Raw genomic sequence first — 23745 nt, forward strand, 5'->3', positions numbered from 1 at the left:
GACCATGAGTGTGGAAACTCAAAAAGAAACCCTGGGCTTCCAGACAGAGGTGAAGCAACTGCTTCACCTGATGATCCATTCGCTGTATTCGAATAAAGAAATCTTCCTGCGCGAATTGATTTCCAACGCATCGGATGCCGTCGATAAACTGCGTTTTGAAGCCCTGGCCAAGCCAGAGTTGCTTGAAGGTGGCGCAGAGCTGAAAATCCGTGTGAGCTTCGATAAAGAAGCCAAGACCGTGACGCTCGAAGATAACGGTATCGGCATGAGTCGCGAGGAAGCCATCACGCACCTCGGCACCATCGCCAAGTCGGGCACTTCCGAATTTCTCAAGAACATGACCGGCGACCAGAAAAAGGATTCGCACCTTATTGGTCAGTTTGGCGTGGGTTTCTATTCTGCATTTATCGTTGCAGACAAGGTTGATGTGTTTACCCGTCGCGCAGGCCTGGCCGCAGGCGAGGGCGTTCACTGGTCTTCGCAGGGCGAGGGCGATTTCGAAATTGCCACCATCGATAAGGCCGAGCGCGGCACGCGTATCGTTTTGCACCTCAAGGCAGGTGAAGACGAGTTCGCCGATGGCTGGCGCTTGCGCAATATCATCAAGAAGTATTCCGACCACATTGCATTGCCAATCGAGCTGCCGAAAGAGGCGGCCAGCGAAGCAGAAGAACAGCCTGCCGAGCAAGAGTGGGAAACCGTCAACCGCGCCAGCGCGCTGTGGACTCGCCCACGTAGCGAGGTCAAGGACGAGGAATACCAGGAGTTCTACAAGCACGTTGGCCATGATTTCGAGAACCCACTGAGCTGGAGCCACAACAAGGTCGAAGGCAAGCTGGAATATACCTCGCTGCTGTATGTGCCTGGCCGCGCTCCTTTTGACCTGTACCAACGCGAGGCGCCCCGTGGCCTGAAGCTCTATGTGCAGCGCGTGTTCATCATGGATCAGGCCGACGAGTTCCTGCCGCTGTACCTGCGCTTTATCAAAGGCGTGGTCGACTCCAATGACCTGTCGCTCAATATCTCCCGTGAAATCCTGCAGAAAGATCCGGTTATCGACTCCATGAAGTCGGCGCTGACCAAGCGCGTGCTGGACATGCTGGAAAAACTGGCCAAGAACGACGCCGAGCAGTACAAGACATTCTGGAAAAACTTTGGCCAGGTGCTCAAGGAGGGCCCGGCAGAGGACTTTGCCAACAAAGACAAGATTGCTGGCTTGTTGCGCTTTGCCTCCACCGCCGGTTCCGAGGGTGAGCAAGAGGTTGGCCTGGCCGACTACATTGCCCGCATGAAGGAAGGCCAGGACAAGATTTACTACCTGTCCGGCGAGTCTTACGCGCAGGTCAAGAACAGCCCGCATCTCGAAGTCTTCCGCAAGAAAGGCATCGAAGTACTGTTGCTCACCGATCGTATCGATGAGTGGCTGATGAGCTACCTGACCGAGTTCGATGGCAAGTCGTTCGTCGATGTAGCCCGTGGCGATCTTGACCTTGGCAGCCTGGATTCTGAAGAAGACAAGAAGGCCCAGGAAGAAGTGGCCAAGGCCAAAGAAGGCCTGACCGAGCGCTTGAAGTCTGCTCTGGGCGAGCAGGTGGCCGAAGTGCGTGTATCCCATCGTCTGACCGATTCGCCTGCTATTCTGGCCATCGGCGAGCAGGACCTGGGGATGCAGATGCGCCAGATTCTTGAGGCGAGCGGGCAGAAGGTGCCGGAGTCCAAGCCTATCTTTGAATTCAACCCGGCCCACCCGTTGATCGAGCGTCTGGATGCGGAGCAGGATGAAGACCGTTTCGGCGATCTGACACATATCCTCTTCGACCAGGCGGCCTTGGCTGCTGGTGATAGCCTGAAAGACCCTGCCGCTTATGTGCAGCGTCTGAACAAGCTGCTGGTTGAAATGTCAGCCTAGCAAGTGCAACGAAAAAGCCCGCGAACGCGGGCTTTTTCATATCGTTCAGCCTGAAATCGGGAGAGCACAGATGAGCAATATGAAGGTTCAAGCCATCGCATACGAGGTCGATGGTGTGCAGTTTGAAGGTCAGTTGGTCTTCAATAGTGCAATCAAGACGCCACGCCCAGCCTTGTTGATGGCGCCTAACTGGATGGGCGTGAGCGATGGTGCGATCGATATCGCGCGCAAGGTCGCTGGCGATGATTACGTGGTGTTTGTTGCTGACCTATACGGCAAAGACCTGCGCCCCGGTAATGCCGATGAAGCCGGTGCCGCGATGATGCCGCTCAAGGATGACCGGGCACTGCTGCGTAAACGCATGCAAGGCTCGCTGAAGACCTTGCTGGCCCAGGCAGACAAGGTGGCCTTGGATAATTCCAGGCAGGCTACCTTTGGCTTCTGCTTTGGCGGTTGTTGCTCGCTGGAGTTGGCGCGTGATGGTGCGCCGCTGCAAGCTGCCGTCTCGTTCCATGGCACGCTGGACACGCCAAATCCTGCTGATGCGAAGAACATCAAGGGGGCTGTCCTGGTCCTGGACGGTGCGGCCGACCCCTTGGTTCCTCGTGAGCAACTTGCCGAGTTTGCCAAGGAAATGACCGAGGCCAAAGTCGATTGGCAACTGGTCACCTACGGCGGTGCGGTGCATTCCTTTACTGATCCGCACGCCAATATGCCGGGGACGGCGCAGTATGATGAGAAGACTGCGGCGCGGGCCTTCACCGCTATGCGCAACTTGCTGGATGAGTGCTTCAGCGCCTGACAGCGCAAGGGGCAGTACTGAAAACGCAGCCACTGGCTGCGTTTTTTATAGGCTGGCGAAAGGGGGCTAGGGCTTGTGGTGGAGTGAGCCGCAGTCAGCCTTGGCCAGGTAGTTCGATACGTGCTGTTTCACCTGGCACAGACGGCCACTGCTGGGCGGCCCAATTTTGTCGTGCCTGCTCGATCAGTTGCGGGTCGCTGGAGACGAAGTTCCAGTTCATCCGTCTTGGGCCGAGTGGCTCGCCACCAATAATCACCAGGTGACAGGTGGAGCAGGCCAGCAGCGTCAATGCTTCGGATTCAGGTAAGATCGTCAGTGCGCGCACGGTCAGGTCGCTGCAACCCAGTTGCGCATCACCCTCAAGCAGGTATATCGCCCGTTCGCGGTGCTCGGCGGGAATGGCCAGGCTGGCGCCCACGACCAGTTTGACTTCGGCATAGAGGGTGGCTGACTTGACCGGCACCGGTGACTCCAGGCAAAAGCCGTGGCCTGCGATCATGCAGATTTCAACGCCCATGCTTTCACTGCGCGGCAGGGTTTCGGCGCGATGGTGGCTGTAGCTTGGTTCATCAAGTTGATTGGCTTCGGGTAGTGCCAGCCAGACTTGCAGGCCATGCAGGTTCGAACCTGTCTTGAGCAAGGCATGCGGGGTTCTTTCGACATGAGCGATCTGCTTGCCGGCCGTCATCCAGCTGACATCACCGGGCTGTACCAGCTGGTCGGAACCGAGGCTGTCCTTGTGCTGCAACTGACCTTCAAACAGGTAGGTCAGTGTCGACAGGCCAATATGCGGGTGCTGGTTGATATTCATCCCACTGCCGGCCGGATAGTTGTGCTCGAGCATGTGATCGAAGAACACGAAGGGGCCGACGCTGCGGCATTTGGCCGAAGGAAGAGGGCGCAGTATGGGCTGCCCTTCAATCTCTTCCAGACGCGGCTGAATTACTTGAAGCTCACTCATTCACTGCTCTCCAAAATGACGGCAATACGTGCTCATTGCGCCACTTAATCCATACTTGGGCTTAGATAATGCCTTGGCTCACTGACTTCTTGTAACAATGGGCGTTATTGCCGGCTGAACTCTCCAGAGCTTAACTGACTCTATCTAAATCACGTTATAGGGAGTATTCGCGTTTGTCATTATTTCGCCTGGGTATAGCTGCATTGATTGCAGCCTGCGCTACAAGTACGGTTGAGGCACGGGATTATCGCTTCAGCGATGCGCACCTGCATTTTGTTGATTTCTTCCAGGAAAGCGCGGGGCTTGATGACCTGGTCGCCAATATGGCCGCAGCCAATATCGAGCATGTGATGCTCTCGGGTATTCCGGTTGCCAAGAAATGGCACGAGGACGAGCCCAAGCGCCCTCGTTATTACGCCGGTGATGATGCCAATGCCTATTGGTACAGCGCGACCGATACCTTGATTGCCCATGCATATAACAAACTCCCCGCTGAGCAACGCCGGCGCTTTCATCCGTTTTTGTCCGGTTTCAATCCGAATGACAAGAATGCCGATGCCTTGGTGCGCAAGACCCTGGAGCTTGACCCAGGGCTGTGGCAGGGAATAGGTGAGATATTTACCCGTCACGACGATCTCACGGCGTTGATCGAGGGTGACACGCCGCGCGCCAATAACGAGGCGTTGTCGAGGATCTATCACTTGGCGGCAGAGTACGATTTGCCGGTCATGCTGCACTCTAATATCACCTCCAAGCGCGAGCGCAACCCGCTGTACCTGCCGGAAATTGAAGAGCCATTGCGCAATCATCCAAGCGTACGTTTCATCTGGGCCCATGCTGGCACCAGCATGGAGATTCACCGTCACCAGACCAAGCTGGATTTCCTCTTGCCAACGCTCGAGCGCATGCTCAAGACCTATCCCAACCTGTATATCGATCTGTCGTGGACAGTCGCCCATCCCTACTTGCTGGACAAAGAGGGAAACCCGGATCCTGAATGGGTCAGGCTTGTCAGCAGTTACCCGGCGCGCTTTATGTTGGGCTCCGATGTGGTTGGGCGCTTTGACAGTCTCAAGGAGTACATGGACAGCTTCGTGCCGTTTCTGGATGCCTTGCCAGCAGATGTGGCGCAGAAAGTGGCACATGACAACTTTCTCGCAGTCCTGCCGCGCACCGTTCAGGCTGAGCTTGCCGAGCAGCAACCCAGCGCCGAGTGACCCTGTGGGCTGAAAATATGCAGACTGTCATTGTCTTGTCATGATGGCGTCATAGGCTCGCGCCATCGAAAACAAGGAGCGAGACATGTATTGCATTCGTATTGGCGCCGCTGTGGCACTGACAATGATGGCTGGGCTTGTGCACGCGCAGGTGCGCGTCGAAGGGCCGGTCGAATACGGTGTGTTTGCCACTCAATACAAAGATTTCAAGCCCGGTGAGCGTGTACTGACGCGAGCCAATCAAGAAATCGAAACCACTGACAGCGTGCCAGCCAAGTTGGGCACCAAGTTTGGTATGCGCTATAAGCTGGCTGGCAAGACTGTCGATGGCGAGCCGCTGACACTGCTCTACCTTACCCCTGGGGTGAACAGCCCTGATGGCCAGCGTCACGACAAGTTCGTGGTGACGCAAAAGCTGGCGCCCGGTGCTGTGCTGGACACCATGGCGTTTGAGTTTACCGAGCCTTATGAAGTGGTTCCGGGGCAGTGGCAGTTCATGGTTTTTCAGGGGGATCGCAAACTCGCCGAGCAAAAATTCACTGTGCGTTGAGTTAAATCGCGGGCAGCAAAAAGGGAGCCATTGGCTCCCTTTTTAGTGTCGCAGGCTCAGCAACAGCCTACTTGCCAGTCCAGCGCTTCATCACCAATGTTGCGTTGGTGCCGCCAAAACCGAAGCTGTTGCTCATCACAGTGTTGATCTGTGCGTTCTCCTCGGTTTTCAGCAGGATTGGCATATCCGCAACTTCCGGGTCCAGTTCATCGATGTTTGCTGAGCCGGCGATGAAATTGCCTTCCATCATCAGCATGCAATAGATAGCTTCCTGAACGCCAGCAGCGCCAAGCGAGTGGCCGGACAGACTCTTGGTCGAGCTGATCGCCGGTGCTTTGTCGGCAAACACTTCGCGCACGCCACGCATCTCAGCGATGTCGCCAACCGGTGTCGAGGTGCCGTGGGTGTTGAGATAGTCGATAGGCGTGTCAACGGTGGACAACGCTTGCTTCATGCAACGGATAGCACCTTCGCCACTTGGGGCGACCATGTCGTAGCCGTCAGAAGTTGCGCCATAGCCAACGACTTCAGCGTAGATTTTTGCGCCGCGGGCGAGGGCGTGCTCGAGTTCTTCGACTACAACCATGCCGCCACCGCCAGCGATGACAAAACCATCACGCTTGGCGTCATATGCGCGGGACGCTTTTTCCGGAGTGTCGTTGTATTGCGTCGAGAGCGCGCCCATTGCATCAAACAGGCAGCTCTGGCTGTAGTGCTCTTCTTCACCACCGCCGGCAAAAACCACATCCTGCTTGCCAAGCTGGATCTGCTCCATGGCCTGGCCGATGCAGTGGGCACTGGTCGCACAGGCAGAGGAGATCGAGAAGTTGACGCCCTTGATCTTGAACGGAGTGGCCAGGCAGGCTGAAACAGTGCTGCCCATGGTGCGGGTCACGCGGTACGGGCCAATGCGCTTGACGCCTTTTTCGCGCAGGGTATCGATGGCTTCCATCTGGTTGACGGTCGAGGCACCACCAGAGCCGGCAATCAGGCCGGTGCGCGGGTTGGAAACCTGTTCTTCGGTCAGCCCGGAATCCTTGATCGCCTCAGCCATGGACAAGTAAGCGTAGGCCGCCGCGTCACCCATGAATCGGATGAGCTTGCGGTCGATCAATTCTTCGAGGTTCAGATCAATCGAGCCGGAAATGTGGCTGCGTAGGCCCATTTCAGCGTATTGCGGATTGAAGCGAATGCCAGAACGACCCGCGCGCAGGTTGGCGGAGACTGTTTCTTTGTCATTGCCCAGGCAAGAAACGATGCCGAGGCCGGTAATTACGACGCGACGCATGGAAAAATCCTTTAGAAACTGTCAGTGGAGGTGAACAGGCCGACGCGCAAGCCTTCGGCACTGTAAATCTCGCGGCCATCAACGCTGACCGTGCCATCTGCGATAGCCAGGATCAGCGAGCGAGTGATGGTGCGCTTAATATGAATGTTGTAGGTGACCTTCTTGGCCGTAGGTAAAACCTGGCCGAAGAATTTGACTTCGCCTGAACCCAGCGCACGACCGCGGCCGGGGTTTCCTTGCCAGCCCAGGTAAAAGCCAACCAGCTGCCACATGGCATCAAGGCCCAGGCAGCCAGGCATCACTGGATCGCCTTCGAAGTGGCAGCCAAAGAACCACAGGTCTGGGTGGATATCGAGCTCAGCGACGATCTCGCCCTTACCGTACTTACCGCCAGCTTCGCTGATATGAACGATGCGGTCCATCATCAGCATGTTAGGGGCGGGCAGTTGCGCATTACCCTCGCCGAACAGTTCGCCGCGGCTGCAGCGCAACAGGTCTTCTTGGGTGAAGGCGTTTTGTTTGGTCATGCGAGCTCCTCAATAATCCCATGCTCCATGGCTGGGCAAGTCGTTCGGGCTGGTCACGCGACAGGTCGCAGGCCAGCTTGCTTACACTAATAGACTGCTAGGTCGCCATGAAAGTCACAGCTTACAGTGTACAGTTGTACTCTGCTTGCCAATTGTAGCCTGAAAGCACATTTTAGTTGTTAGCTGAGCGTTCGCCTCTAGCACTTTAGTCACTCGCTGGCGGTTAGTTTAAGTCACCACAAGCCTTAATTGTATGAAGCCTGCAGTGCTCAATCGTTCACTTGCAATCGGTGCAGCCTGCGTGCCAAGCCCGCTTTGGGTTTCAACCTAGCAGAATTACCCGGTGTGTCATGCATTGCTTCGACGCCAGGGCGATAAACTGTAACGCCATGCTGCTATTAGTCTTGGCTGGGCAGGTGGTTTTAGCTGTCGTGCAGCCTATCTCGCTCCGGTTTGGGCTAGCCGCTGGGTCTTTGGCCCGTATAATGCGTTCAGAATGCCAGTGTAAATGGCGCACAACGGATTTTTTATGACAGAGCAACAACCTATCGCCGTCTTGGGTGGCGGCAGTTTCGGCACGGCTATCGCAAACCTCTTGGCTGAAAACGGCCAGCGCGTTTTGCATTGGATGCGCGACGAGACTCAGGTCGAAGCGATATTGGCCACGCGCGAGAATCCACGCTACCTCAAGGGGATTAAAATTCATCCGGCTGTGGAGCCGTTGAGCGATTTGCAGTCAACCGTCGAACGTTGTGAATTGATTTTCGTCGCCTTGCCATCCAGCGCACTGCGGCAAGTGTTGCAGCCTGTCGCGCCGTTGCTTGGCGGTAAAATGCTGGTGAGCACCACCAAGGGTATTGAAGCCAAGAGCTTCAAGCTGATGAGCCAGATTATTGAAGAAATTGCACCGAATGCGTGCATTGGTGTCATTTCCGGGCCGAATCTGGCGAAGGAAGTAGCAGTTGGTGCCTTGACTGCCACAGTGGTAGCCAGTGAAAACGAAGCCTTGTGCCAGCGTGTACAAGAGGTTCTGCACGGCAAGACCTTCCGTGTATACGCCAGTAATGATCGCTTCGGTGTCGAGCTGGGCGGGGCCTTGAAAAACGTCTACGCGATCATCGCGGGCATGGCTGCGGCCATGGACATGGGCGAGAACACCAAAAGCATGCTGATCACCCGCGCCTTGGCTGAAATGACCCGCTTTGCCGTGCAACTGGGGGCCAATCCGATGACTTTTCTGGGGTTGGCGGGCGTTGGCGATTTGATTGTGACCTGTTCTTCGCCCAAGAGCCGCAATTATCAGGTTGGCTTCGCCTTGGGCGAGGGGCTCAGCCTTGATGACGCCGTGGCGCGCCTGGGCGAGGTTGCCGAAGGCGTCAATACGATCAAGGTGCTCAAGGCCAAAGCTGACGAAATGGAGGTTTACATGCCTCTGGTTAGTGGCTTGTACGCCATCTTGTTTGGCGGGCGTACATTGGGCCAGGTGATTGATAAATTGATGCAGGCCGAACCCAAGACAGACGTCGACTTTATTTCCACCACCGGTTTTTAGGCAGCCCTTGAGCGGGTTGCGTCCAGATTATTCAGGGAGAATCACATGGCTGAGAAAAATACCCTTATCGAGCGCGAGTCACTGCTGCTCAGGATCCTTTGGATGGTGCTGTTCAGCATTATCTGGCAAGCCGTGGTCGTGGTGCTGGGGGTGACGGTCGTGGTGCAGTTGGCCTACCGCCTGTTCTACGGCGCGCCCAGCAAGACACTGCTTTCCTTTGGTGACAGCCTGAGTCAGTACCTGGCGCAGATTGGGCGTTTCGGCACCTTCAATACCGAGGCCAAGCCTTGGCCGTTTTCCGATTGGCCAACCCCGCAAGCCCCCCAAGGAGAGGCCCCGCATTCAGTTGAACCTGCGCCGCATCCGGTGCGCGACGAAGAGCCCAAGTTGTAATGCGTTTGTGGTTGTTGCGCCACGGTGAGGCGCAGCCCCAGGCTGCCACTGATGCTGCCCGTGCCTTGACTGCGCACGGCTGCGATCAGGTGCGCAAGGCGGCGCTGCAGCTTGAGGGGCGTCCCATTCGGCAGATCATTGCCAGCCCATACCTGCGTACCCAGCAGACGGCGGCCCTGGTTGCCGAGACGCTAGGCTACGGCTCCCCAATCATAACCGCGCCCTGGCTGACGCCTGACGGCCAGTCGCGTAATGTCATTCGCCAACTGGACCGATATGCCGATGAAGAGATCTTGCTGGTGACTCATCAGCCTTTAGTCGGTGATTTGGCGGGCTTGCTGATCCATGGTCATCGCGAACAGCCGCTGCCGATGATGACGGCAAGCCTGGCGGAGCTGGATGGGCCAATGGTTGCTGCCGGAGCCATGGATCTACTGGCCGTGGTTCACGCCCATCATTAAATAGCCGCTGAACAACTATTGCGCCAGATATGAGTGGGGCGGTCGGGGCTTCGTTAAAGAAGTGCCCAGAATGCGTATTTGACGCGCCCATGGTTGTGCGCGGCTTAGGTTGTTAGTGCCGTTGCTCGTTGTGCCTGGCCCGAACATGGCCGCTATCCTTTTAAGCGATTCCTCTAACTGAAATATCACTACACACGGAAACATTTCTTCTCTTGCGGGATGCCTTTGGGCATGAAATAGTCAACCAAGCAATTGCTTGGTTTACCCCGAAAATAATAACAAGGGAAGAAACTTCATGGCTGATGCGTTCCAACTGCCGCTCGATGCCTTCTACCATCGAGAAGCACGGCACCCCGATAAATGCTATTTGGTCCAACCACTGCCGGATGGCAGCCTTGAGAGGCTGAGTTGGGCCGAAGTGGGTGAACAAGCCCGGCGCGCGGCGCACTGGCTACGCACCCGGGATTTCCCCCCCGGCAGTCATATCGCAATCATTTCAAAAAACTGTGCGCACTGGATAATCACAGACTTGGCGATCTGGATGGCCGGGCATGTGTCGGTGCCGCTGTACCCCAACCTGACGGCCGAATCGATCAGCCATGTGCTTGAGCATTCTGAGTCGGTACTGGCATTCATTGGCAAGCTTGATAATTGGCCGAGCATGGCACCGGGAATTTCCGACGCCATCCCAACGGTCGCAATGCCGTTGCATCCCGAGGGCCGCTTTGACTTCAGTTGGAGCGACTTGCAGGCTTGCTCACCTATCCAGGACAGCCCGAGCCCGGCCCCGGACCAGCTCGCCACCATCATCTACACCTCGGGCACCACTGGCTTGCCCAAAGGGGTGATGCATAACTTCGGTAATTTCGGTTTTGCCGCGAGCAATGCGCGTACGCTATTTAGTGTCACTGAAGACGACAGGTTGTTGTCCTATCTGCCGCTGTGCCATGTCGCCGAGCGCATGTTTATTGAGCTTTCATCCTTCTACGGTGGGCCGACGGTGTTCTTTGCTGCCAGTCTCGATACCTTTCTTGAAGACCTAAAGCGTGCACGACCGACAGTGTTCTTCGCCGTACCGCGCATCTGGACCAAATTCCAGATGGGGGTCTACAGCAAGATGCCTGCCGAGCGGCTCGATTTCCTGCTCAAGTTGCCCATCATCGGCCCTGTTGTGGGCAAGAAAGTCCTGACCGGGCTCGGCCTGGATGCGATCCGTTTTGCCTTGTCTGGCGCGGCGCCCGTGCCTGAAGCCTTGCTCAAGTGGTATCAACGCATGGGGCTGGATGTGCTTGAGGTCTATGGCATGACCGAGAATTGCGGTTATTCCCATGTCTGCCGCCCCGGCAAGTATAAAAAAGGCTGGATCGGTCAAAACAGCACGGGTGTCGAGGCGCGAATTGCCGACGATGGCGAGTTGCAGGTGCGCAGCGGGGCAACCATGCAGGGCTATTTCAAAGACCCGGAAAAGACCGCTGAAACTATCACCGAGGATGGCTTTCTGCGCACGGGTGACAAGGGCGAGCAGGATGGCGAGGGCAATTTGCGCCTGACTGGACGGATCAAGGAAATATTCAAGACGAGCAAAGGCAAGTATGTCGCGCCTTCACCGATCGAAAATCGCCTGGCGGTGCATTCGCGCATCGAGCAGGTGTGTGTGGTCGGTGACGGCATGGCGCAGCCCATGGCGCTTTGCGTGCTGTCGGAAACAGGTCGCCAGGATGCAGCCAACAGTAGCCGAAGCGAATTGGAAAGCAGCTTGGTGAAGTTGTTGGAGGAGGTCAATGCACAGCTTGATCAGCACGAACGTTTGCAAGGGCTGGTGTTGGTCAAGGATACCTGGTCGATTGAGAATGGGTTCCTTACGCCCACGCTTAAAATCAAGCGTAATGTGGTCGAGGACACATACTCCAGTCGGTTTGCGGCCTGGAGTGACAGTCGCCAGCCTCTTGTCTGGCACGACTAATTTTGCTGTGAGCAATATTCACCGTTCGTGCTTGATTCAGCTTGATCGGTGGTGATGCCACGCTATGGAAAAGGAACGCATATGAGTCTGTGGCGCCGAACGCCCGATATCGACGGGTTGAATGCAACGCTGAAAAACACCATTGGTGAACAGCTGGATATTCGCTTTGAGTCATTTGACGATGAGTCGATAACCGCGAGCATGGTGGTCGATTCCCGCACCCATCAGCCCTATGGGCTGCTGCATGGCGGCGCATCGGTGGTGCTTGCCGAAACATTGGGTTCTACCGCTAGCTACCAGTGCATCGATGTAGAGAAGTTCTACTGTGTAGGCCTGGAGGTCAATGCCAACCATCTGCGCGCTGTCCGCAGCGGGCGGGTTACAGCCGTTGCGCGAGCCGTCCACCTGGGGCGCTCTACCCATGTGTGGGATATTCGGCTGACAACCGAAGAGGGTAAAACCAGTTGTATTTCGCGATTGACGGTTGCGGTTGTCGCCCTGGGTAGCGAGTTACCAAAGTGAACCGTTAGGGCGCGCGGTTCGGCCAGGCGGTGATTGATCGCGTTGCCCTCTGCAATTTTGTCCAAGATCAGGCTGCTGCAAAGCGTTAAAGTAGCGGCCATGGAACAGACTCAACACATCATCAGTGGCCTACCCGGCGTGCGTTTAATCAACGCCGAGTACCATAACTTTGCCTTTCCCCGGCACTTTCACCTTGAATACCACATCGGTTTGCTGCTGCGCGGGCAGCACCGCTATGTGTGCCAGGGTGAACGCCTGCAGGCGACGGTAGGTGATGCCTTGCTGATGGCGCCCGAGCAAATCCACGACGGTGCAAGCCTCACTGGCGAGGGCTATCGCATTCGCGTGCTTGCCCTTGATCCGCAACGGCTCGAGCAGGCGAGTCGCAGCTTGAGTGATGAGCGCCACGGCACGCCGCGCCTGACCAGTTCCTCCTTGCGCAATGTCCAGCTGCAACGGCAACTGGGCGTGTTGCATGCCTCGCTGGTCAACGGTGATTCGACCCTGGCCCAGGAAAGTAACCTGCTGAGCATGTTTGCGACATTACTGGCTCTCGGCTCGAGCCTGAGGATCAAGGAGCAGGATCAAGGGTTTGACCTGCGCACATGGGGGCGTCTGCGTGAGTGGATGGAGTCACGGCTCGATCAGCCACCGTCTCTGGAAGAGCTGGCCGCGTTTTGCGGCCTGAGTCCATGGCAAGCACTGCGTAGATTCAGTCGCCAGTGTGGCTTGCCGCCACATCAATGGTTGACTCAATTGCGTCTGGAGCGAGCGCTGCCACGGGTTCTACGCGGCGATTCGCTAAGTGACATAGCCCTGCAGCTGGGCTTTTACGATCAAGCGCATTTTTCCCGCCTGTTCCGGCGAACCTACGGGTTGCCCCCAGCAAGGTTGCGTTCAAGCAGCTGACCCGACTTTATTTGATCTTGTGGAGATTGCCATGCAGGAGAGTTCCGTCTTGCTGTCGCTGACGGCTGTGTTTTTGATAGCACTTATCAGCCCAGGACCGGATGTTGCGCTGGTTGTGCGCACCTCGATTCATCAAGGTCGGCGCAGCGGTTTGCTCAGTGCCCTGGGGCTGGCCTGTGGCATTTTGCTGCACGGGATTTTGGTGTTGACCGGCGTGTCATTGCTGCTCAGCCGTTCTCCGCTGCTGTTCAACCTGATCCAGGTCGCTGGTGCGGGTTATCTGGCCTGGCTGGGGTTTGGCGCGCTACGCTCACGTTTCAGTTCGCCCTCGGCCGCCCAAACCGGGCAGTTCACCCGTGCCCTGGAACCTTCGGTGCTGGGCCCGTGGCTACGCGGCTTTGCCACCAATATCCTCAATCCCAAGGCATTGGTGTTCTTCCTGGCACTGTTGAGCAGCTTGATTCCCGCGCATATGTCGGTGGCAGGTAAACTGGCGGCTGCGAGCATCTTGTTTGTCGTCGGTTTGCTCTGGTTCAGTGCGCTGAGCATCGGCTTGACGCATCGGAGCCTGCAAATGCGCCTGGTGCGCCTGGTACCCACTATCGATCTATGTTGTGGAGTGGTGTTTCTACTGGTGGCGGTGGTAATCCTGGGGCGTGTAGCCATGGCTACAGGTGTTTGGCCATAGCACCATCATCACTGGCAATTACGCTCATTGTGATAACCCTCAGGGTGCTGGACAATTCATTCGGTTTTGATTGATTGAGTTAGCCAATGCCCCATCAAACGGTATTTTTTGCCCATGCCAATGGTTTTCCGGCAGCGACCTACACCAAGTTATTTGACGCGCTGGGGCCACACTACAAGGTCGAGCATATCGGCCAGCATGGGCACGACCCCGATTTCCCGGTAAATGCGAACTGGAGCAACCTGGTTCGCGAGCTAATCCATCATCTCGAACAACGCGAACAGCCGGTGTGGGGAGTAGGGCATTCCCTTGGCGGTGTCTTGCACTATCATGCCGCCCAGTTGCGCCCCGAGTTGTACCTGGGCGTCGCCATGCTCGACTCGCCGCTGTTGACCCTGGCTGATCAGTGGGTGATCCGCGCGGCCAAGCGTTTCGGTTTTATCGATCGCATCACCCCGGCCGGACGAACCATTGGACGACGCGAGGCATTTGCCGATGCCGCCGAGGCACACCGTTATTTCGCGGCCAAGAGCCTGTTCCGCAGGTTCGATCCAGATTGCTTGAGTGCCTATATCGAGCATGGTTTGCAAGCAACTGGAACGGGGCTGCGCTTGCGCTTTGACCCAGCCACGGAAATCAATATCTATCGCAATGTGCCGCACATCAGCGCTGGCCCTGCACATCAATTGAAAGTGCCATTGGCCATGGTGCGTGGCCAGCATAGCCGGGTGGTTCTTGCGCATCACACGCGGCATGTACGGCGGATACCAAAGGGTGAGTACCTGACAATGCCGGGCGGTCACATGTTTCCCCTGGAACATCCGTTGCAAACGGCGGAGCTGTTAAAGTCATTTTTCCAGCGCTGGGCCGATATCGACAGCCACGATTCAAGTAAGGACACTGCATGAGCTCAAACATCCAGGAGTTGCGGTTGCGTCTGCCGCATATAGAACTCGCAGCCCAGGTTTATGGGCCCACCGACGGCAAGCCGGTGCTGGCCCTGCATGGCTGGCTGGATAATGCCGCCACCTTTGCACGCCTTGCGCCCAAGCTGGAGGGGCTGCGAATTGTAGCGCTGGATCTGGCAGGGCATGGTTTATCCGGGCATCGCCCTGGGGGCGTCAGTTATGCGATCTGGGATTATGTCTACGACGTATTGGCTGCGGCTGAATTTCTCGAGTGGGAGACATTCAGCATCATCGGTCATTCAATGGGGGCAATTGTTGGGGTTCTGCTGGCCGGTGCCTTGCCTGAGCGGATTGAGCGCCTGGCGCTGATCGATGGCGTGACTCCCCATACACTCGAGGCTGAAGCTGCTCCGCAGCGCTTTGGCGATGCGTTGATGGCGCAGATGCAATTGGCCAAAAAGCGCAAAACAGTGCATCCCGAATTCAGGCGTGCTGTAGAAATGCGCATGAACGGCATGACCTCGGTCAGCCTTGAGGCTGCGCAACTGTTGGCTGCGCGCGGCTTGATCGAGGTAGCTGGCGGCTATTCATGGAGCGCAGACAGCCGGCTCACATTGCCGTCTAAACTACTATTGACGCAGGCCCAGGCAATGGCATTTGCCAAGCGAGTCGCTTGCCCGGTTAGCTTGGTCGTGGCCGAGCAGGGCATCTTGCTGGGCAAGGCCAAAGCCACCTACGACAAGGTCATGAGCGAACTTGACTTCGAGGTCACCCAACTGCCGGGAGGACATCACCTGCACCTTGATGACGAACGCGGCGCGCAGCTTGTAGCAGACTGTTTCAATCGCTTCATGCTGTCTTCTTGACTTGGCAAACCGAACTGGGGAATGGTGGTGCCATTGCAATGGAGAAGTACATGATTGATTTCTACACCGCGGCCACACCCAATGGACACAAAGTAGCGATTGCTCTCGAAGAGCTTGGCCTGCCTTACAAGGTGCACGCGTTGAGCTTCGACAAGAAGCAGCAGAAAAGCCCGGCCTTTCTTCGCGTCAACCCCAATGGCCGTATCCCGGCAATTGTCGACCATGATAACGATGATTTTGCGGTGTTTGAGTCCGGTGCGGTCCTGGTCTATCTCGCGGAGAAAACTGGCCGGTTGATGCCGCAAGATGTCAAAGGTCGTTCACGGGTGATGCAGTGGTTGATGTTCCAAATGGGTGGTGTAGGCCCGATGCAAGGACAGGCCAACGTGTTTTATCGTTATCTGCCCGAGAAAATCCAGGTGGGAATCGATCGCTATCAGCACGAATGCCGACGTCTATATAAAGTGCTCGATACTCGTCTTGCAGAGGAGGAGTTTTTAGCTGGGGAATACAGCATCGCGGATATCGCGACCTTTCCATGGGTGCGGCTACACGATTGGGCTGGCGTCTCGATTGACGGCCTTGACAGCCTCCAGCGCTGGCTTGATGTCATTGCTCAACGCCCGGCCGTGCAGCGCGGCCTGGCCATTCCACACAGCGAAGATGACGGTGTGAAGGTCGTCAAATCCGCCCAGACAATGTTGGCTCGCTAATGGCTGGTATACGTAGTGTTTGTGTCGCGCTAGCAATGGTATTCAGTTCCGCGGTACTGGCGGATGTGCCGGGCAGCAAGGATTTATCGGTAATGCCGCGCTTTACCGGCAGCCAGATCGTCGATTACAGCGAGCAGGCGGAGCAGGAACGTATCTACCCGCAAGGCTCCATTCGCAGAATTAGTGGCCGTCTGCGCTATGAAAATGAAATTCAACTCAAGGGCGATCTCACCGCAATCACCTATCGATTGCCCGACACACACAGCTCAGATCAGGTATTCAATAGCACCCGGGAAGCGTTGTTGGCCAAGAATGCCCAGATGCTTTATTGGTGTAAGGGACGTGATTGCGGAGGGAGTAGCCTATGGGCTAATTCGGTGTTCTCCAAGTCAATCCTCTATGGGCCGGATGATCAGCAGTCGTTCGCCTTGTTCAGGCTGGCTGAACCGCAACAAGACAGCGTTCTGGCGCTGTACAGCATCACGCGCGGTAATCGCCGGGCCTACCTGCATGCCGAACTGCTCGCCAGTGATAGTGCGCTAGGGGACATATTACCAACGCCTGCAACATTATTACGTCAATTGCGAACCACTGGCGTGTTGAACTTGTCCAACCAGCAGGAGCCAACGCCAGCCTGGGTCGAAGTGTTGTCACGTGCATTGAATTCCGATAGCACCATGCGTGTTAGCCTTGCCGGTAACAATGCTGAAAGCTGGCGTGAGGCATTGGTCGCGCAACGGGTGCGCAGCTCGCGACTTGAGTTGGGCAATGCCGATGTTAGCGGTTTGCAGGTGAATGTATTGCGTTAACCGCTCAAGTATCCCACCCGCCGTAGTTGCGATACCGACCAAGGCAGCCTGATTAACGAGGCCCTGTGTAACCCACAGGGCCTTTGTTCGTTTCATTCATATTTTCAGGACATTGAAATGCTCAATAACGATCGCTTGCTGGTGCAGATATTGCTGCTGGCATTGCTGGGCGCAAGCTTGTGGGTACTTGCGCCATTTTGGTCGGCGCTGTTTTGGGCTTCAGTGCTGGCGTTTGCCAGTTGGCCGCTGATGCGCTGGCTCACCCATATGCTAAAGGGCCGTGAGTCATTGGCCGCGGCCATACTCACGCTGTGCTGGATAGTGCTGGTGGCCGTGCCATTGGTCATGCTCGGTTATAACCTGGCCGATCATATTCGCGATGCCACTGGCCTGATCAAGAACCTGCAGGTAACCGGTCTGCCAGCTCCACCTGCATGGCTTGCGAACGTGCCCCTGGTTGGGGATCGCCTGGTTTCTCTCTGGATCACCATCGACCAGCAAGGCGCTGCTTTCTTTGCATCGCTGCGACCTTACTTTGGCCAGGTTGGCAACTGGCTCCTGGAGCGCAGCGCGCAGGTTGGCGGAAGCATGCTTGAGCTGGCGTTGAGCCTGGTACTGGTGTTCTTTTTCTACCGTGACGGCCCGCGCCTTGCCGCTTTTGCCCGCAGCCTGCTCGAGCGCTTGATCGAGGACCGGGCAGATCACTATATCCACTTGATTTCAGGCACTATTCAGCGCGTGGTCAATGGGGTGATTGGTACGGCTGCAGCGCAGGCAGTACTGGCTTACATCGGCTTTTTGATCGCGGGTGTTCCGGGAGCGTTGCTCCTGGCATTACTGACCTTTGGGGCAAGCCTGATCATGTTCCCACCCCTGGTTTGGGCGCCGGCGGTGGCTTGGCTGGCATGGAATGGCGAGGTCGGCATGACGATCTTCCTCGGCATCTGGGGCGTGCTGATCATCAGTGGGGTCGACAATATCCTCAAACCCTACCTCATCAGCCGGGGTGGTAACTTACCGCTGGTGGTGGTGTTGCTCGGCGTTTTTGGCGGCATTCTGACCTTTGGTTTCATGGGGCTGTTTCTGGGGCCGACCTTACTGGCGGTCGCCTACAATCTGGTCACAGACTGGGTGGCCCACGGGCAGCCGAAATTCGAGACCGAAACCGGCGTGGTGATACGCAGCACAGATCAACCCCCGAGCTGAGTCCAGATGATCGTCGATAGGCGGCCGTTCGAGATGTGAGAGCGGTCGCTGGCACCCTAGCGGATGCGGGTTCTGCACTTACATATACGGGCGCGCCAGATTGTTGTGCCTGTGCGGCTTCCTGATTGTGATATGACAGCGGCCGGTGTATGACTGGTTCAGCTTTCGCTGTCCCAAGCGCAAGGCACTACAAGGAATGTATCCATGCCCCATCTCAAGAATGCTATTAGCCTGTCGTTGTTATTGTTGGCTTTACCTGTGGCCAGCGTAAATGCCTCAAGCACCGAACCCGAGGCCCCTGACTCGAACCTGCTGACTGATGCGGTGGCCTGGCGCCAGACTGCGGCGGAATATCGGGCGCTCTATTATCAAGGCTTCAACATTGCAAAGGCGCGCCTGGATCAGGCATTGGCCGAGCAGAAGCCCGGTGACAAAAAACCAGCGATCATCAGTGATATCGACGACACCATTCTCAGCAGTAACAGCTATTGGGGCTATTTGATCGCCCAGGATAAAGCGTTTTTCGATGATCCTAGCTGGGATCGCTGGGTGGCTGACAATGGTCCGACCTTGACCCCGGGCGCTCTGGAGTTCCTGAACTACGCCAAGTCGCGCGGGGTGGAAATCTTCTATGTATCCAGCCGTGATCAGGGCGACAAGACATACGAGTACGCGCTGAATAACCTGCGCAAGTACAAGCTGCCTGATGCCGATGAAGCCCATGTGACCGTTCTGCGCGAAAGCTCGAACAAGGAGCCGGCACAGCACAAGATCGCCGAGCAGTTCAATGTGTTGTTGATGTTGGGTGACAACCTCAATGATTTCGAGCGCAGTTATTATGTCGATACGGTCGAGAAGCGCGCGCAGTTGGTGGACGACAACCATGGCAAGTTTGGTGGTCGGTACATCCTGTTTCCTAATCCCACCGACGGCCACTGGATCAAAGCCATATTTGGTGAATCAGAACCTGCAGATACGCCGGCCAACCGGGCCAGGTTTCGCCAGGCGGCTGAGCGTGGGGGCTGGAAACCAGCAAACTGATTGCGCGGCCTAGGAGGGAATATATCCCGCCTGGCGGGATATATTGTGGCGTGGAGCAAGGCTGGGCATTGTTTTACCCAGCCTTATCCATTATGGCTAGCAAGGCTGTGCCTACAGCCGTCTAGTGATCACCGCGCTCATATTTGTCCAGCGTATCCTTGGCAATCTGGCGGCCGAGCATGATCAGTTCAGGGGCCTTGTAGAACTCAAAGAAACGGCATACGCGCTTGGGTACATTGATCAGGATATCCGGCGGATAGCCGGCAATTTTGTACTGCGCCAACGATGCCTGCATCACCTCGAAACTCTGGTTGACCAGCTCCAGCAACGATGCCGGGCCGCCTACGTTGGCAATGCGCGAGCCTGACGCCGACTTGGGCGCTGCATCAGCTTCAGGCTCGGGTGCCGCCGGGGGTTGCTGGTCAGGTTGCAGGATGTATTCATGCTCAAGCGCCGAATCATCCTCGAGCAGCAGCATCTGTTCTTCGCCCTCGGTGGTTTTCCGACGCAAAGTGGGAAGGCGCGAGCCGAGCGATGCCATCATCTGGTCAAAGCGGCCCTTGATTGCTGCAGGGCGCTCGATTACAGGCAGTTGATAGTGTTGCTGGTTGGTGGCATTGAGGTTGACAGCAATAATCAGGTCGCAGTGGCTGGAAACCACAGGAACGATGGGCAAGGGGTTGAGCAGACCGCCATCGACCAGCATGCGCGAGCCCTGGATTACAGGAGTAAACAAGCTCGGAATGGCTGCGGAGGCGCGCATGGCCTGATGCAAATTACCTTCTTGAAACCAGATTTCCTGCTGGTTGGTGAGGTCGGTTGCCACGGCAGTGAAAGGTATCCTCAGGTCCTCGATCTTGACGTCGCCGACAATTTCCCGGATCTGGCCGAAAACCTTTTCACCGCGAATCGCGCCCAGGCGAAAGCTGACATCCAGTAAGCGCAATACATCCAGGTAGTCCAGGCTTTGCGTCCATTCACTGTATTCTTTGAGTTTTCCGGCAGCATAGATGCCGCCAACCACGGCCCCCATGGAGCAACCAGCGATGCATGCGATGTCGTAGCCACGGGCTTCGAGTTCTTCGATAACACCAATGTGTGCATAACCACGTGCACCACCTGAACCCAAGACCAGGGCGACTCGCTTTTTCACCGTAAATCCCTCATAACGCATTGTTTTGACAACATACCCGCGAGAGGCGCTAGCGCCAAGGCTGTATTTGCTAGAATGTGCCCGCCTGTCGACACGACCAGTGAGAAATTATGAGTGAGCCAATTCGTTTGACCCAATACAGCCACGGCGCCGGTTGTGGCTGCAAAATTTCGCCAAAGGTGCTGGAAGTGATCCTGGCCGGCAGTGGCGCGCAGAATCTCGATCCCAAACTCTGGGTTGGCAATGCCTCTCGCGATGACGCCGCAGTGTACGAGATCGACGCGGAGCGCGGTGTGGTTTCCACCACCGACTTCTTTATGCCAATCGTTGACGACCCTTACGATTTCGGGCGAATCGCGGCGACCAACGCCATTAGCGATATCTATGCAATGGGGGGCGACCCACTGATGGCTATCGCCATTTTGGGCTGGCCGGTCAATGTGCTGGCGCCTGAAGTGGCTCGTGAAGTGATTCGTGGTGGCCGTTCGATTTGTGACGAGGCGGGTATCGCCCTGGCTGGCGGACACTCCATCGATGCACCGGAGCCAATTTTTGGCCTGGCAGTCACAGGCCTGGTTGAAAAGCGCCACATGAAGCGCAATGACACCGCCACGCCTGGCTGCAAGCTTTATCTGAGCAAACCCTTGGGAATCGGCATTCTGACCACCGCCGAGAAGAAAGCCAAGCTGCGCGATGAGGACATCGGCCTGGCGCGCGACTGGATGTGCACCCTGAACAAACCCGGTAGCCGCTTTGCCAAGTTGGCCGGCGTGATGGCCATGACCGACGTTACCGGTTTTGGCCTGCTTGGGCACTTGGTTGAAATGGCCGATGGCAGCGGCCTGACCGCGCGGATCGAATTTGCCAAGGTGCCGCGCCTGTCCAGCGTTGAGTATTATCTGGAGCAGGGCTGCATACCGGGTGGGACCTTGCGCAACTTCGACAGCTATGGCGACAAGATTGCGCCACTGCCGCAGCTGTGCAAGTTGCTGTTATGTGATCCGCAAACCAGTGGTGGCTTGTTGGTTGCCGTTAAGCCCGAGGCCGAGGGCGAATTCCTGCAAACGGCCGCCGAGTGTGGTTTGCATCTTGAAGCTATTGGCCAAATGTGTGAGCGACAGAGCCATGCGGTTGAGGTGGTGTAATGCGTGACGACACCAGTGACTACCGCCAGATCTTCCTGCAAGACTCCCCGATGATGGATGCCCGCGCCCCTGTTGAGTTCAGCAAGGGCGCCTTTCCCGGTGCCGTCAACTTGCCATTGATGAACGACATCGAACGGCAAAAGGTTGGCACCTGCTACAAGCAACACGGCCAGCAAGCCGCAATCGAACTGGGTCACCAACTGGTCAACGGCCAGCTCAAGGCCGATCGCCTGGCGGCCTGGGCGGCTTTTGCCGAGGCCAATCCCGAAGGTTATCTCTATTGCTTTCGAGGCGGCCTGCGCTCGCAGCTCGTGCAGCAGTGGTTGAAATCGGAGCTGGGCATTGCCTACCCGCGGGTAGCGGGCGGCTACAAAGCCATGCGCAATTTCTTGATTGAAACAACTGAACTTGCCATCGAGCAAAGCCGGTTCGTACTGGTCGGCGGCATGACCGGCACGGGCAAGACCGAAGTGGTTGCGCAACTTGAAAACAGCCTGGATCTTGAAGGCCATGCCAACCATCGTGGATCGAGCTTCGGCAAGCGCGCAACGGCTCAGCCCACGCAGATCGATTTTGAAAATGCCTTGGCCATCGACATACTGAAAAAGCGCGAACGCGGTATCAATCAATTCGTACTTGAGGACGAAGGTCGGATTATCGGTCGTTGCTCGTTGCCCCTGTCTCTATATCAAGGCATGCAAGGCTTTGCGCTGGTCTGGCTGGAAGACAGTGTAGAAGGGCGGGTTGAGCGTATCCTCAAGGATTATGTAATAGATCTTCGGGCCGAGTTTGTTCAGTTGCTTGGCGAGGAGGCGGGCTTTGCAGCCTTCGCTGAGCGCCTGCAACAAAGCCTGGCTAATATTCTCAAGCGTTTAGGGGGCGAGCGTTATCAGCGCTTGGCTGCGATCATGGATCAAGCCCTGATTGAACAGCAGGTCAATAATGATGTAAGCCTGCATCGTGGCTGGATTGAAACGCTATTAATCGAGTATTACGACCCGATGTACGTGTTTCAGCATGAGAGCAAGGCCGGGCGTATCGAGTTCAGTGGTGAGCAAGCGGCGGTGGTCGAGTACTTGCGTGAGCGTGCAGCGGGTTGAACTAATTTGCTTTGATAACAATCGCAATCTTCTGCTGGCCCCAGGCCAGCGGGTATATCAAATATTGGAGAAGCACCATGAAAGCATTGATCTGCTTACCCCTAGTCGTTGCGCTGCTGGCCGGTTGTTCTGGCAAAACGGTCAATCGTGATAGTTGCGCCAATCAGTTGGATGCCGCCTGGAAACAGCTTGACCTGGCCAAGGCTGAAGGTTTTGCCGGTACTGTCAGCTACTCCAAGGCCTTGTCATTGTTGACCGCGGCCAAGACCCAGCAGCAGTTTGAAGCCTACGAGGGTTGCAGCAGCAAGGCCCAGAAAGCACGCTTTTATATCGACGAGTCCCGCGCGGGCCGTTAATCCACTCGAAACAAACCCTGACAGGGAAATTGCCAATGCGCATCGATTTCACTCAGTTAGCCGCCCTTGATGCCTACCGTTGGCTGGCTTCGACAGTGACTCCACGGCCCATCGCCTGGGTTTCAAGTCGTTCAGCTGCGGGCGTGAGCAATCTTGCGCCCTTTAGTTTTTTTCAGGTCATCAGCGATGAGCCGCCGACCTTGCTGGTCAATGTCAATCATCATCCCGACGGCAGCCTGAAAGACACATTGCGCAACGCCCAGGAAACCGGCGAGCTGGTTATCCAACTGGTGTCGTTTGAGCACGCCGAGGCAATGAACGCCAGCTCTGCCATCCTGGAGCATGGTGTCAGCGAGTTTGAGCATTGCGGCATCGCCAGTGTTGCCAGCGAGCGGGTTGCGGTGCCGCGCGTCTCAGGCGCGGCAGTTACCTTTGAGTGCAAGGTTTCGCAGATCCAGCCTTTTCCGCAGCACAACCCGAACTGCAATCTGATTTTTGCCCAGGTACTGCTGGCGCATATCGATGATGCTGTGCTCAATGAAAAAGGCCGGGTCGACCCACATAAACTGGATATAGTCGGGCGCCTGGGTGGGATGTCGTACACCCGTACCCGCGATACCTTCGAGATGATCCGCCCGACTTGACCTGCTGCGTACAGCCACAGACCGGTTGTCCAAAGGGCTATTTGAGGGTGTTGCTCACAGTT

General features: G+C 56.5%; 25 protein-coding genes. 21 read left to right on the forward strand and 4 right to left on the reverse strand.

The genetic code is table 11. The annotated features are described in order from the left end of the window. Positions 1 to 4 precede the first annotated feature (4 nt). Both htpG and CHB79_RS04485 read left to right on the forward strand, forming a co-directional pair. Positions 5 to 1909 (forward strand): molecular chaperone HtpG, encoded by a 1905-nt coding sequence (htpG, locus tag CHB79_RS04480; RefSeq protein ID WP_010483663.1) that lies wholly within the window; start codon positions 5 to 7, stop codon positions 1907 to 1909. Positions 1910 to 1979: 70 nt separating this feature from the next. Continuing rightward, positions 1980 to 2711 carry a dienelactone hydrolase family protein gene (locus tag CHB79_RS04485; protein WP_089359010.1) on the forward strand — a complete coding sequence of 244 codons (732 nt, stop codon included), beginning with the start codon at positions 1980 to 1982 and terminating at the stop codon, positions 2709 to 2711. Between the two features lie 94 nt (positions 2712 to 2805). Here the strand turns inward: CHB79_RS04485 and CHB79_RS04490 are convergent, their stop codons facing one another. Beyond that, positions 2806 to 3672 (reverse strand): pirin family protein, encoded by an 867-nt coding sequence (locus tag CHB79_RS04490; protein ID WP_089359011.1) that lies wholly within the window; start codon positions 3670 to 3672, stop codon positions 2806 to 2808. Positions 3673 to 3845: 173 nt separating this feature from the next. Between CHB79_RS04490 and CHB79_RS04495 the strand changes: the two genes are divergently transcribed. Further along, positions 3846 to 4889 (forward strand): amidohydrolase family protein, encoded by a 1044-nt coding sequence (locus CHB79_RS04495; protein ID WP_089359012.1) that lies wholly within the window; start codon positions 3846 to 3848, stop codon positions 4887 to 4889. 85 nt (positions 4890 to 4974) lie between these two features. Beyond that, positions 4975 to 5439 carry a DUF3859 domain-containing protein gene (locus CHB79_RS04500; protein WP_010483668.1) on the forward strand — a complete coding sequence of 155 codons (465 nt, stop codon included), beginning with the start codon at positions 4975 to 4977 and terminating at the stop codon, positions 5437 to 5439. A gap of 67 nt (positions 5440 to 5506) precedes the next feature. Here CHB79_RS04500 and fabB read toward each other — a convergent pair whose 3' ends face one another. Next, on the reverse strand, positions 5507 to 6727 hold the full coding sequence (fabB, locus tag CHB79_RS04505) for a beta-ketoacyl-ACP synthase I (RefSeq protein WP_010483670.1): 1221 nt from the start codon (positions 6725 to 6727) through the stop codon (positions 5507 to 5509). Positions 6728 to 6738: 11 nt separating this feature from the next. Continuing rightward, positions 6739 to 7254: a 3-hydroxyacyl-[acyl-carrier-protein] dehydratase FabA gene (gene fabA / locus CHB79_RS04510; RefSeq protein WP_089359013.1), complete on the reverse strand. Its 516-nt coding sequence runs from the start codon at positions 7252 to 7254 to the stop codon at positions 6739 to 6741. A 529-nt stretch (positions 7255 to 7783) separates the two neighbouring features. Here fabA and CHB79_RS04515 point away from each other — a divergent pair. The 13 genes from CHB79_RS04515 to CHB79_RS04575 all read left to right on the forward strand — a co-directional run bounded on the left by CHB79_RS04515 (position 7784) and on the right by CHB79_RS04575 (position 19285). Further along, the gene (locus tag CHB79_RS04515; RefSeq protein WP_010483673.1) at positions 7784 to 8806 is read left to right on the forward strand and encodes an NAD(P)H-dependent glycerol-3-phosphate dehydrogenase; all 1023 of its coding nucleotides are present in this window, start codon (positions 7784 to 7786) and stop codon (positions 8804 to 8806) included. A 45-nt stretch (positions 8807 to 8851) separates the two neighbouring features. Next, positions 8852 to 9199, forward strand: coding sequence for a DUF4389 domain-containing protein (locus CHB79_RS04520; RefSeq protein WP_010483675.1), 348 nt, complete (start codon positions 8852 to 8854; stop codon positions 9197 to 9199). After that, on the forward strand, positions 9199 to 9660 hold the full coding sequence (gene sixA, locus CHB79_RS04525) for a phosphohistidine phosphatase SixA (RefSeq protein WP_010483677.1): 462 nt from the start codon (positions 9199 to 9201) through the stop codon (positions 9658 to 9660). The genes CHB79_RS04520 and sixA overlap by 1 nt, the downstream gene beginning before the upstream one ends. Positions 9661 to 9955: 295 nt before the next feature. Then, positions 9956 to 11623 (forward strand): AMP-binding protein, encoded by a 1668-nt coding sequence (locus CHB79_RS04530; protein ID WP_089359014.1) that lies wholly within the window; start codon positions 9956 to 9958, stop codon positions 11621 to 11623. An 81-nt stretch (positions 11624 to 11704) separates the two neighbouring features. Then, on the forward strand, positions 11705 to 12145 hold the full coding sequence (locus tag CHB79_RS04535; protein ID WP_089359015.1) for a hotdog fold thioesterase: 441 nt from the start codon (positions 11705 to 11707) through the stop codon (positions 12143 to 12145). A 99-nt stretch (positions 12146 to 12244) separates the two neighbouring features. Then, positions 12245 to 13054, forward strand: coding sequence for an AraC family transcriptional regulator (locus CHB79_RS04540; protein WP_010483683.1), 810 nt, complete (start codon positions 12245 to 12247; stop codon positions 13052 to 13054). A 31-nt stretch (positions 13055 to 13085) separates the two neighbouring features. Next, entirely contained in the window at positions 13086 to 13742 is a 657-nt protein-coding gene (locus tag CHB79_RS04545) for a LysE family translocator (protein ID WP_089359016.1), read from the forward strand. Between the two features lie 86 nt (positions 13743 to 13828). Beyond that, positions 13829 to 14650 carry an alpha/beta fold hydrolase gene (locus CHB79_RS04550; RefSeq protein ID WP_089359017.1) on the forward strand — a complete coding sequence of 274 codons (822 nt, stop codon included), beginning with the start codon at positions 13829 to 13831 and terminating at the stop codon, positions 14648 to 14650. Then, entirely contained in the window at positions 14647 to 15516 is an 870-nt protein-coding gene (locus CHB79_RS04555) for an alpha/beta hydrolase (protein ID WP_089359018.1), read from the forward strand. The genes CHB79_RS04550 and CHB79_RS04555 overlap by 4 nt, the downstream gene beginning before the upstream one ends. A 50-nt stretch (positions 15517 to 15566) precedes the next feature. After that, positions 15567 to 16229, forward strand: a complete 663-nt coding sequence (locus CHB79_RS04560) for a glutathione S-transferase family protein (RefSeq protein WP_089359019.1) — start codon at positions 15567 to 15569, stop codon at positions 16227 to 16229. Between the two features lie 35 nt (positions 16230 to 16264). After that, entirely contained in the window at positions 16265 to 17038 is a 774-nt protein-coding gene (locus CHB79_RS04565) for a DUF4892 domain-containing protein (RefSeq protein ID WP_238530353.1), read from the forward strand. A 117-nt stretch (positions 17039 to 17155) separates the two neighbouring features. Continuing rightward, positions 17156 to 18244 carry an AI-2E family transporter gene (locus CHB79_RS04570; protein WP_089359020.1) on the forward strand — a complete coding sequence of 363 codons (1089 nt, stop codon included), beginning with the start codon at positions 17156 to 17158 and terminating at the stop codon, positions 18242 to 18244. A gap of 204 nt (positions 18245 to 18448) precedes the next feature. Then, positions 18449 to 19285 (forward strand): 5'-nucleotidase, lipoprotein e(P4) family, encoded by an 837-nt coding sequence (locus tag CHB79_RS04575; RefSeq protein ID WP_089359021.1) that lies wholly within the window; start codon positions 18449 to 18451, stop codon positions 19283 to 19285. Between the two features lie 121 nt (positions 19286 to 19406). Here CHB79_RS04575 and CHB79_RS04580 read toward each other — a convergent pair whose 3' ends face one another. Continuing rightward, positions 19407 to 20438 (reverse strand): patatin-like phospholipase family protein, encoded by a 1032-nt coding sequence (locus tag CHB79_RS04580; protein ID WP_010483694.1) that lies wholly within the window; start codon positions 20436 to 20438, stop codon positions 19407 to 19409. A 110-nt stretch (positions 20439 to 20548) separates the two neighbouring features. Between CHB79_RS04580 and selD the strand changes: the two genes are divergently transcribed. The 4 genes from selD to CHB79_RS04600 all read left to right on the forward strand — a co-directional run bounded on the left by selD (position 20549) and on the right by CHB79_RS04600 (position 23683). Continuing rightward, the gene (selD, locus tag CHB79_RS04585; RefSeq protein WP_010483696.1) at positions 20549 to 21583 is read left to right on the forward strand and encodes a selenide, water dikinase SelD; all 1035 of its coding nucleotides are present in this window, start codon (positions 20549 to 20551) and stop codon (positions 21581 to 21583) included. Beyond that, entirely contained in the window at positions 21583 to 22683 is a 1101-nt protein-coding gene (gene mnmH / locus CHB79_RS04590; protein WP_010483698.1) for a tRNA 2-selenouridine(34) synthase MnmH, read from the forward strand. Before selD ends, mnmH begins: the two co-directional genes overlap by 1 nt. A 77-nt stretch (positions 22684 to 22760) precedes the next feature. Next, positions 22761 to 23039 (forward strand): hypothetical protein, encoded by a 279-nt coding sequence (locus CHB79_RS04595; protein ID WP_089359022.1) that lies wholly within the window; start codon positions 22761 to 22763, stop codon positions 23037 to 23039. A 35-nt stretch (positions 23040 to 23074) separates the two neighbouring features. Beyond that, the gene (locus CHB79_RS04600; protein ID WP_010483702.1) at positions 23075 to 23683 is read left to right on the forward strand and encodes a flavin reductase family protein; all 609 of its coding nucleotides are present in this window, start codon (positions 23075 to 23077) and stop codon (positions 23681 to 23683) included. The last annotated feature ends 62 nt before the right edge of the window (positions 23684 to 23745 follow it).

It is taken from the genome of Pseudomonas segetis, from assembly GCF_900188155.1.
In the GTDB taxonomy this organism is placed as follows: domain Bacteria; phylum Pseudomonadota; class Gammaproteobacteria; order Pseudomonadales; family Pseudomonadaceae; genus Aquipseudomonas; species Aquipseudomonas segetis.

Coding starts and splice junctions, on each gene's coding strand:
- CHB79_RS04535 (WP_089359015.1), top strand. CDS start 11,705: ATGAGTCTGTGGCGCCGAACGCCCGATATCGACGGGTTGAATGCAACG.
- CHB79_RS04600 (WP_010483702.1), top strand. CDS start 23,075: ATGCGCATCGATTTCACTCAGTTAGCCGCCCTTGATGCCTACCGTTGG.
- CHB79_RS04515 (WP_010483673.1), top strand. CDS start 7,784: ATGACAGAGCAACAACCTATCGCCGTCTTGGGTGGCGGCAGTTTCGGC.
- CHB79_RS04530 (WP_089359014.1), top strand. CDS start 9,956: ATGGCTGATGCGTTCCAACTGCCGCTCGATGCCTTCTACCATCGAGAA.
- fabB (WP_010483670.1), bottom strand. CDS start 6,727: ATGCGTCGCGTCGTAATTACCGGCCTCGGCATCGTTTCTTGCCTGGGC.
- sixA (WP_010483677.1), top strand. CDS start 9,199: ATGCGTTTGTGGTTGTTGCGCCACGGTGAGGCGCAGCCCCAGGCTGCC.
- CHB79_RS04555 (WP_089359018.1), top strand. CDS start 14,647: ATGAGCTCAAACATCCAGGAGTTGCGGTTGCGTCTGCCGCATATAGAA.
- CHB79_RS04520 (WP_010483675.1), top strand. CDS start 8,852: ATGGCTGAGAAAAATACCCTTATCGAGCGCGAGTCACTGCTGCTCAGG.
- CHB79_RS04490 (WP_089359011.1), bottom strand. CDS start 3,672: ATGAGTGAGCTTCAAGTAATTCAGCCGCGTCTGGAAGAGATTGAAGGG.
- selD (WP_010483696.1), top strand. CDS start 20,549: ATGAGTGAGCCAATTCGTTTGACCCAATACAGCCACGGCGCCGGTTGT.
- fabA (WP_089359013.1), bottom strand. CDS start 7,254: ATGACCAAACAAAACGCCTTCACCCAAGAAGACCTGTTGCGCTGCAGC.
- CHB79_RS04565 (WP_238530353.1), top strand. CDS start 16,265: ATGGTATTCAGTTCCGCGGTACTGGCGGATGTGCCGGGCAGCAAGGAT.
- CHB79_RS04500 (WP_010483668.1), top strand. CDS start 4,975: ATGTATTGCATTCGTATTGGCGCCGCTGTGGCACTGACAATGATGGCT.
- CHB79_RS04545 (WP_089359016.1), top strand. CDS start 13,086: ATGCAGGAGAGTTCCGTCTTGCTGTCGCTGACGGCTGTGTTTTTGATA.
- htpG (WP_010483663.1), top strand. CDS start 5: ATGAGTGTGGAAACTCAAAAAGAAACCCTGGGCTTCCAGACAGAGGTG.
- CHB79_RS04550 (WP_089359017.1), top strand. CDS start 13,829: ATGCCCCATCAAACGGTATTTTTTGCCCATGCCAATGGTTTTCCGGCA.
- CHB79_RS04575 (WP_089359021.1), top strand. CDS start 18,449: ATGCCCCATCTCAAGAATGCTATTAGCCTGTCGTTGTTATTGTTGGCT.
- CHB79_RS04485 (WP_089359010.1), top strand. CDS start 1,980: ATGAGCAATATGAAGGTTCAAGCCATCGCATACGAGGTCGATGGTGTG.
- CHB79_RS04540 (WP_010483683.1), top strand. CDS start 12,245: ATGGAACAGACTCAACACATCATCAGTGGCCTACCCGGCGTGCGTTTA.
- CHB79_RS04570 (WP_089359020.1), top strand. CDS start 17,156: ATGCTCAATAACGATCGCTTGCTGGTGCAGATATTGCTGCTGGCATTG.
- mnmH (WP_010483698.1), top strand. CDS start 21,583: ATGCGTGACGACACCAGTGACTACCGCCAGATCTTCCTGCAAGACTCC.
- CHB79_RS04595 (WP_089359022.1), top strand. CDS start 22,761: ATGAAAGCATTGATCTGCTTACCCCTAGTCGTTGCGCTGCTGGCCGGT.
- CHB79_RS04560 (WP_089359019.1), top strand. CDS start 15,567: ATGATTGATTTCTACACCGCGGCCACACCCAATGGACACAAAGTAGCG.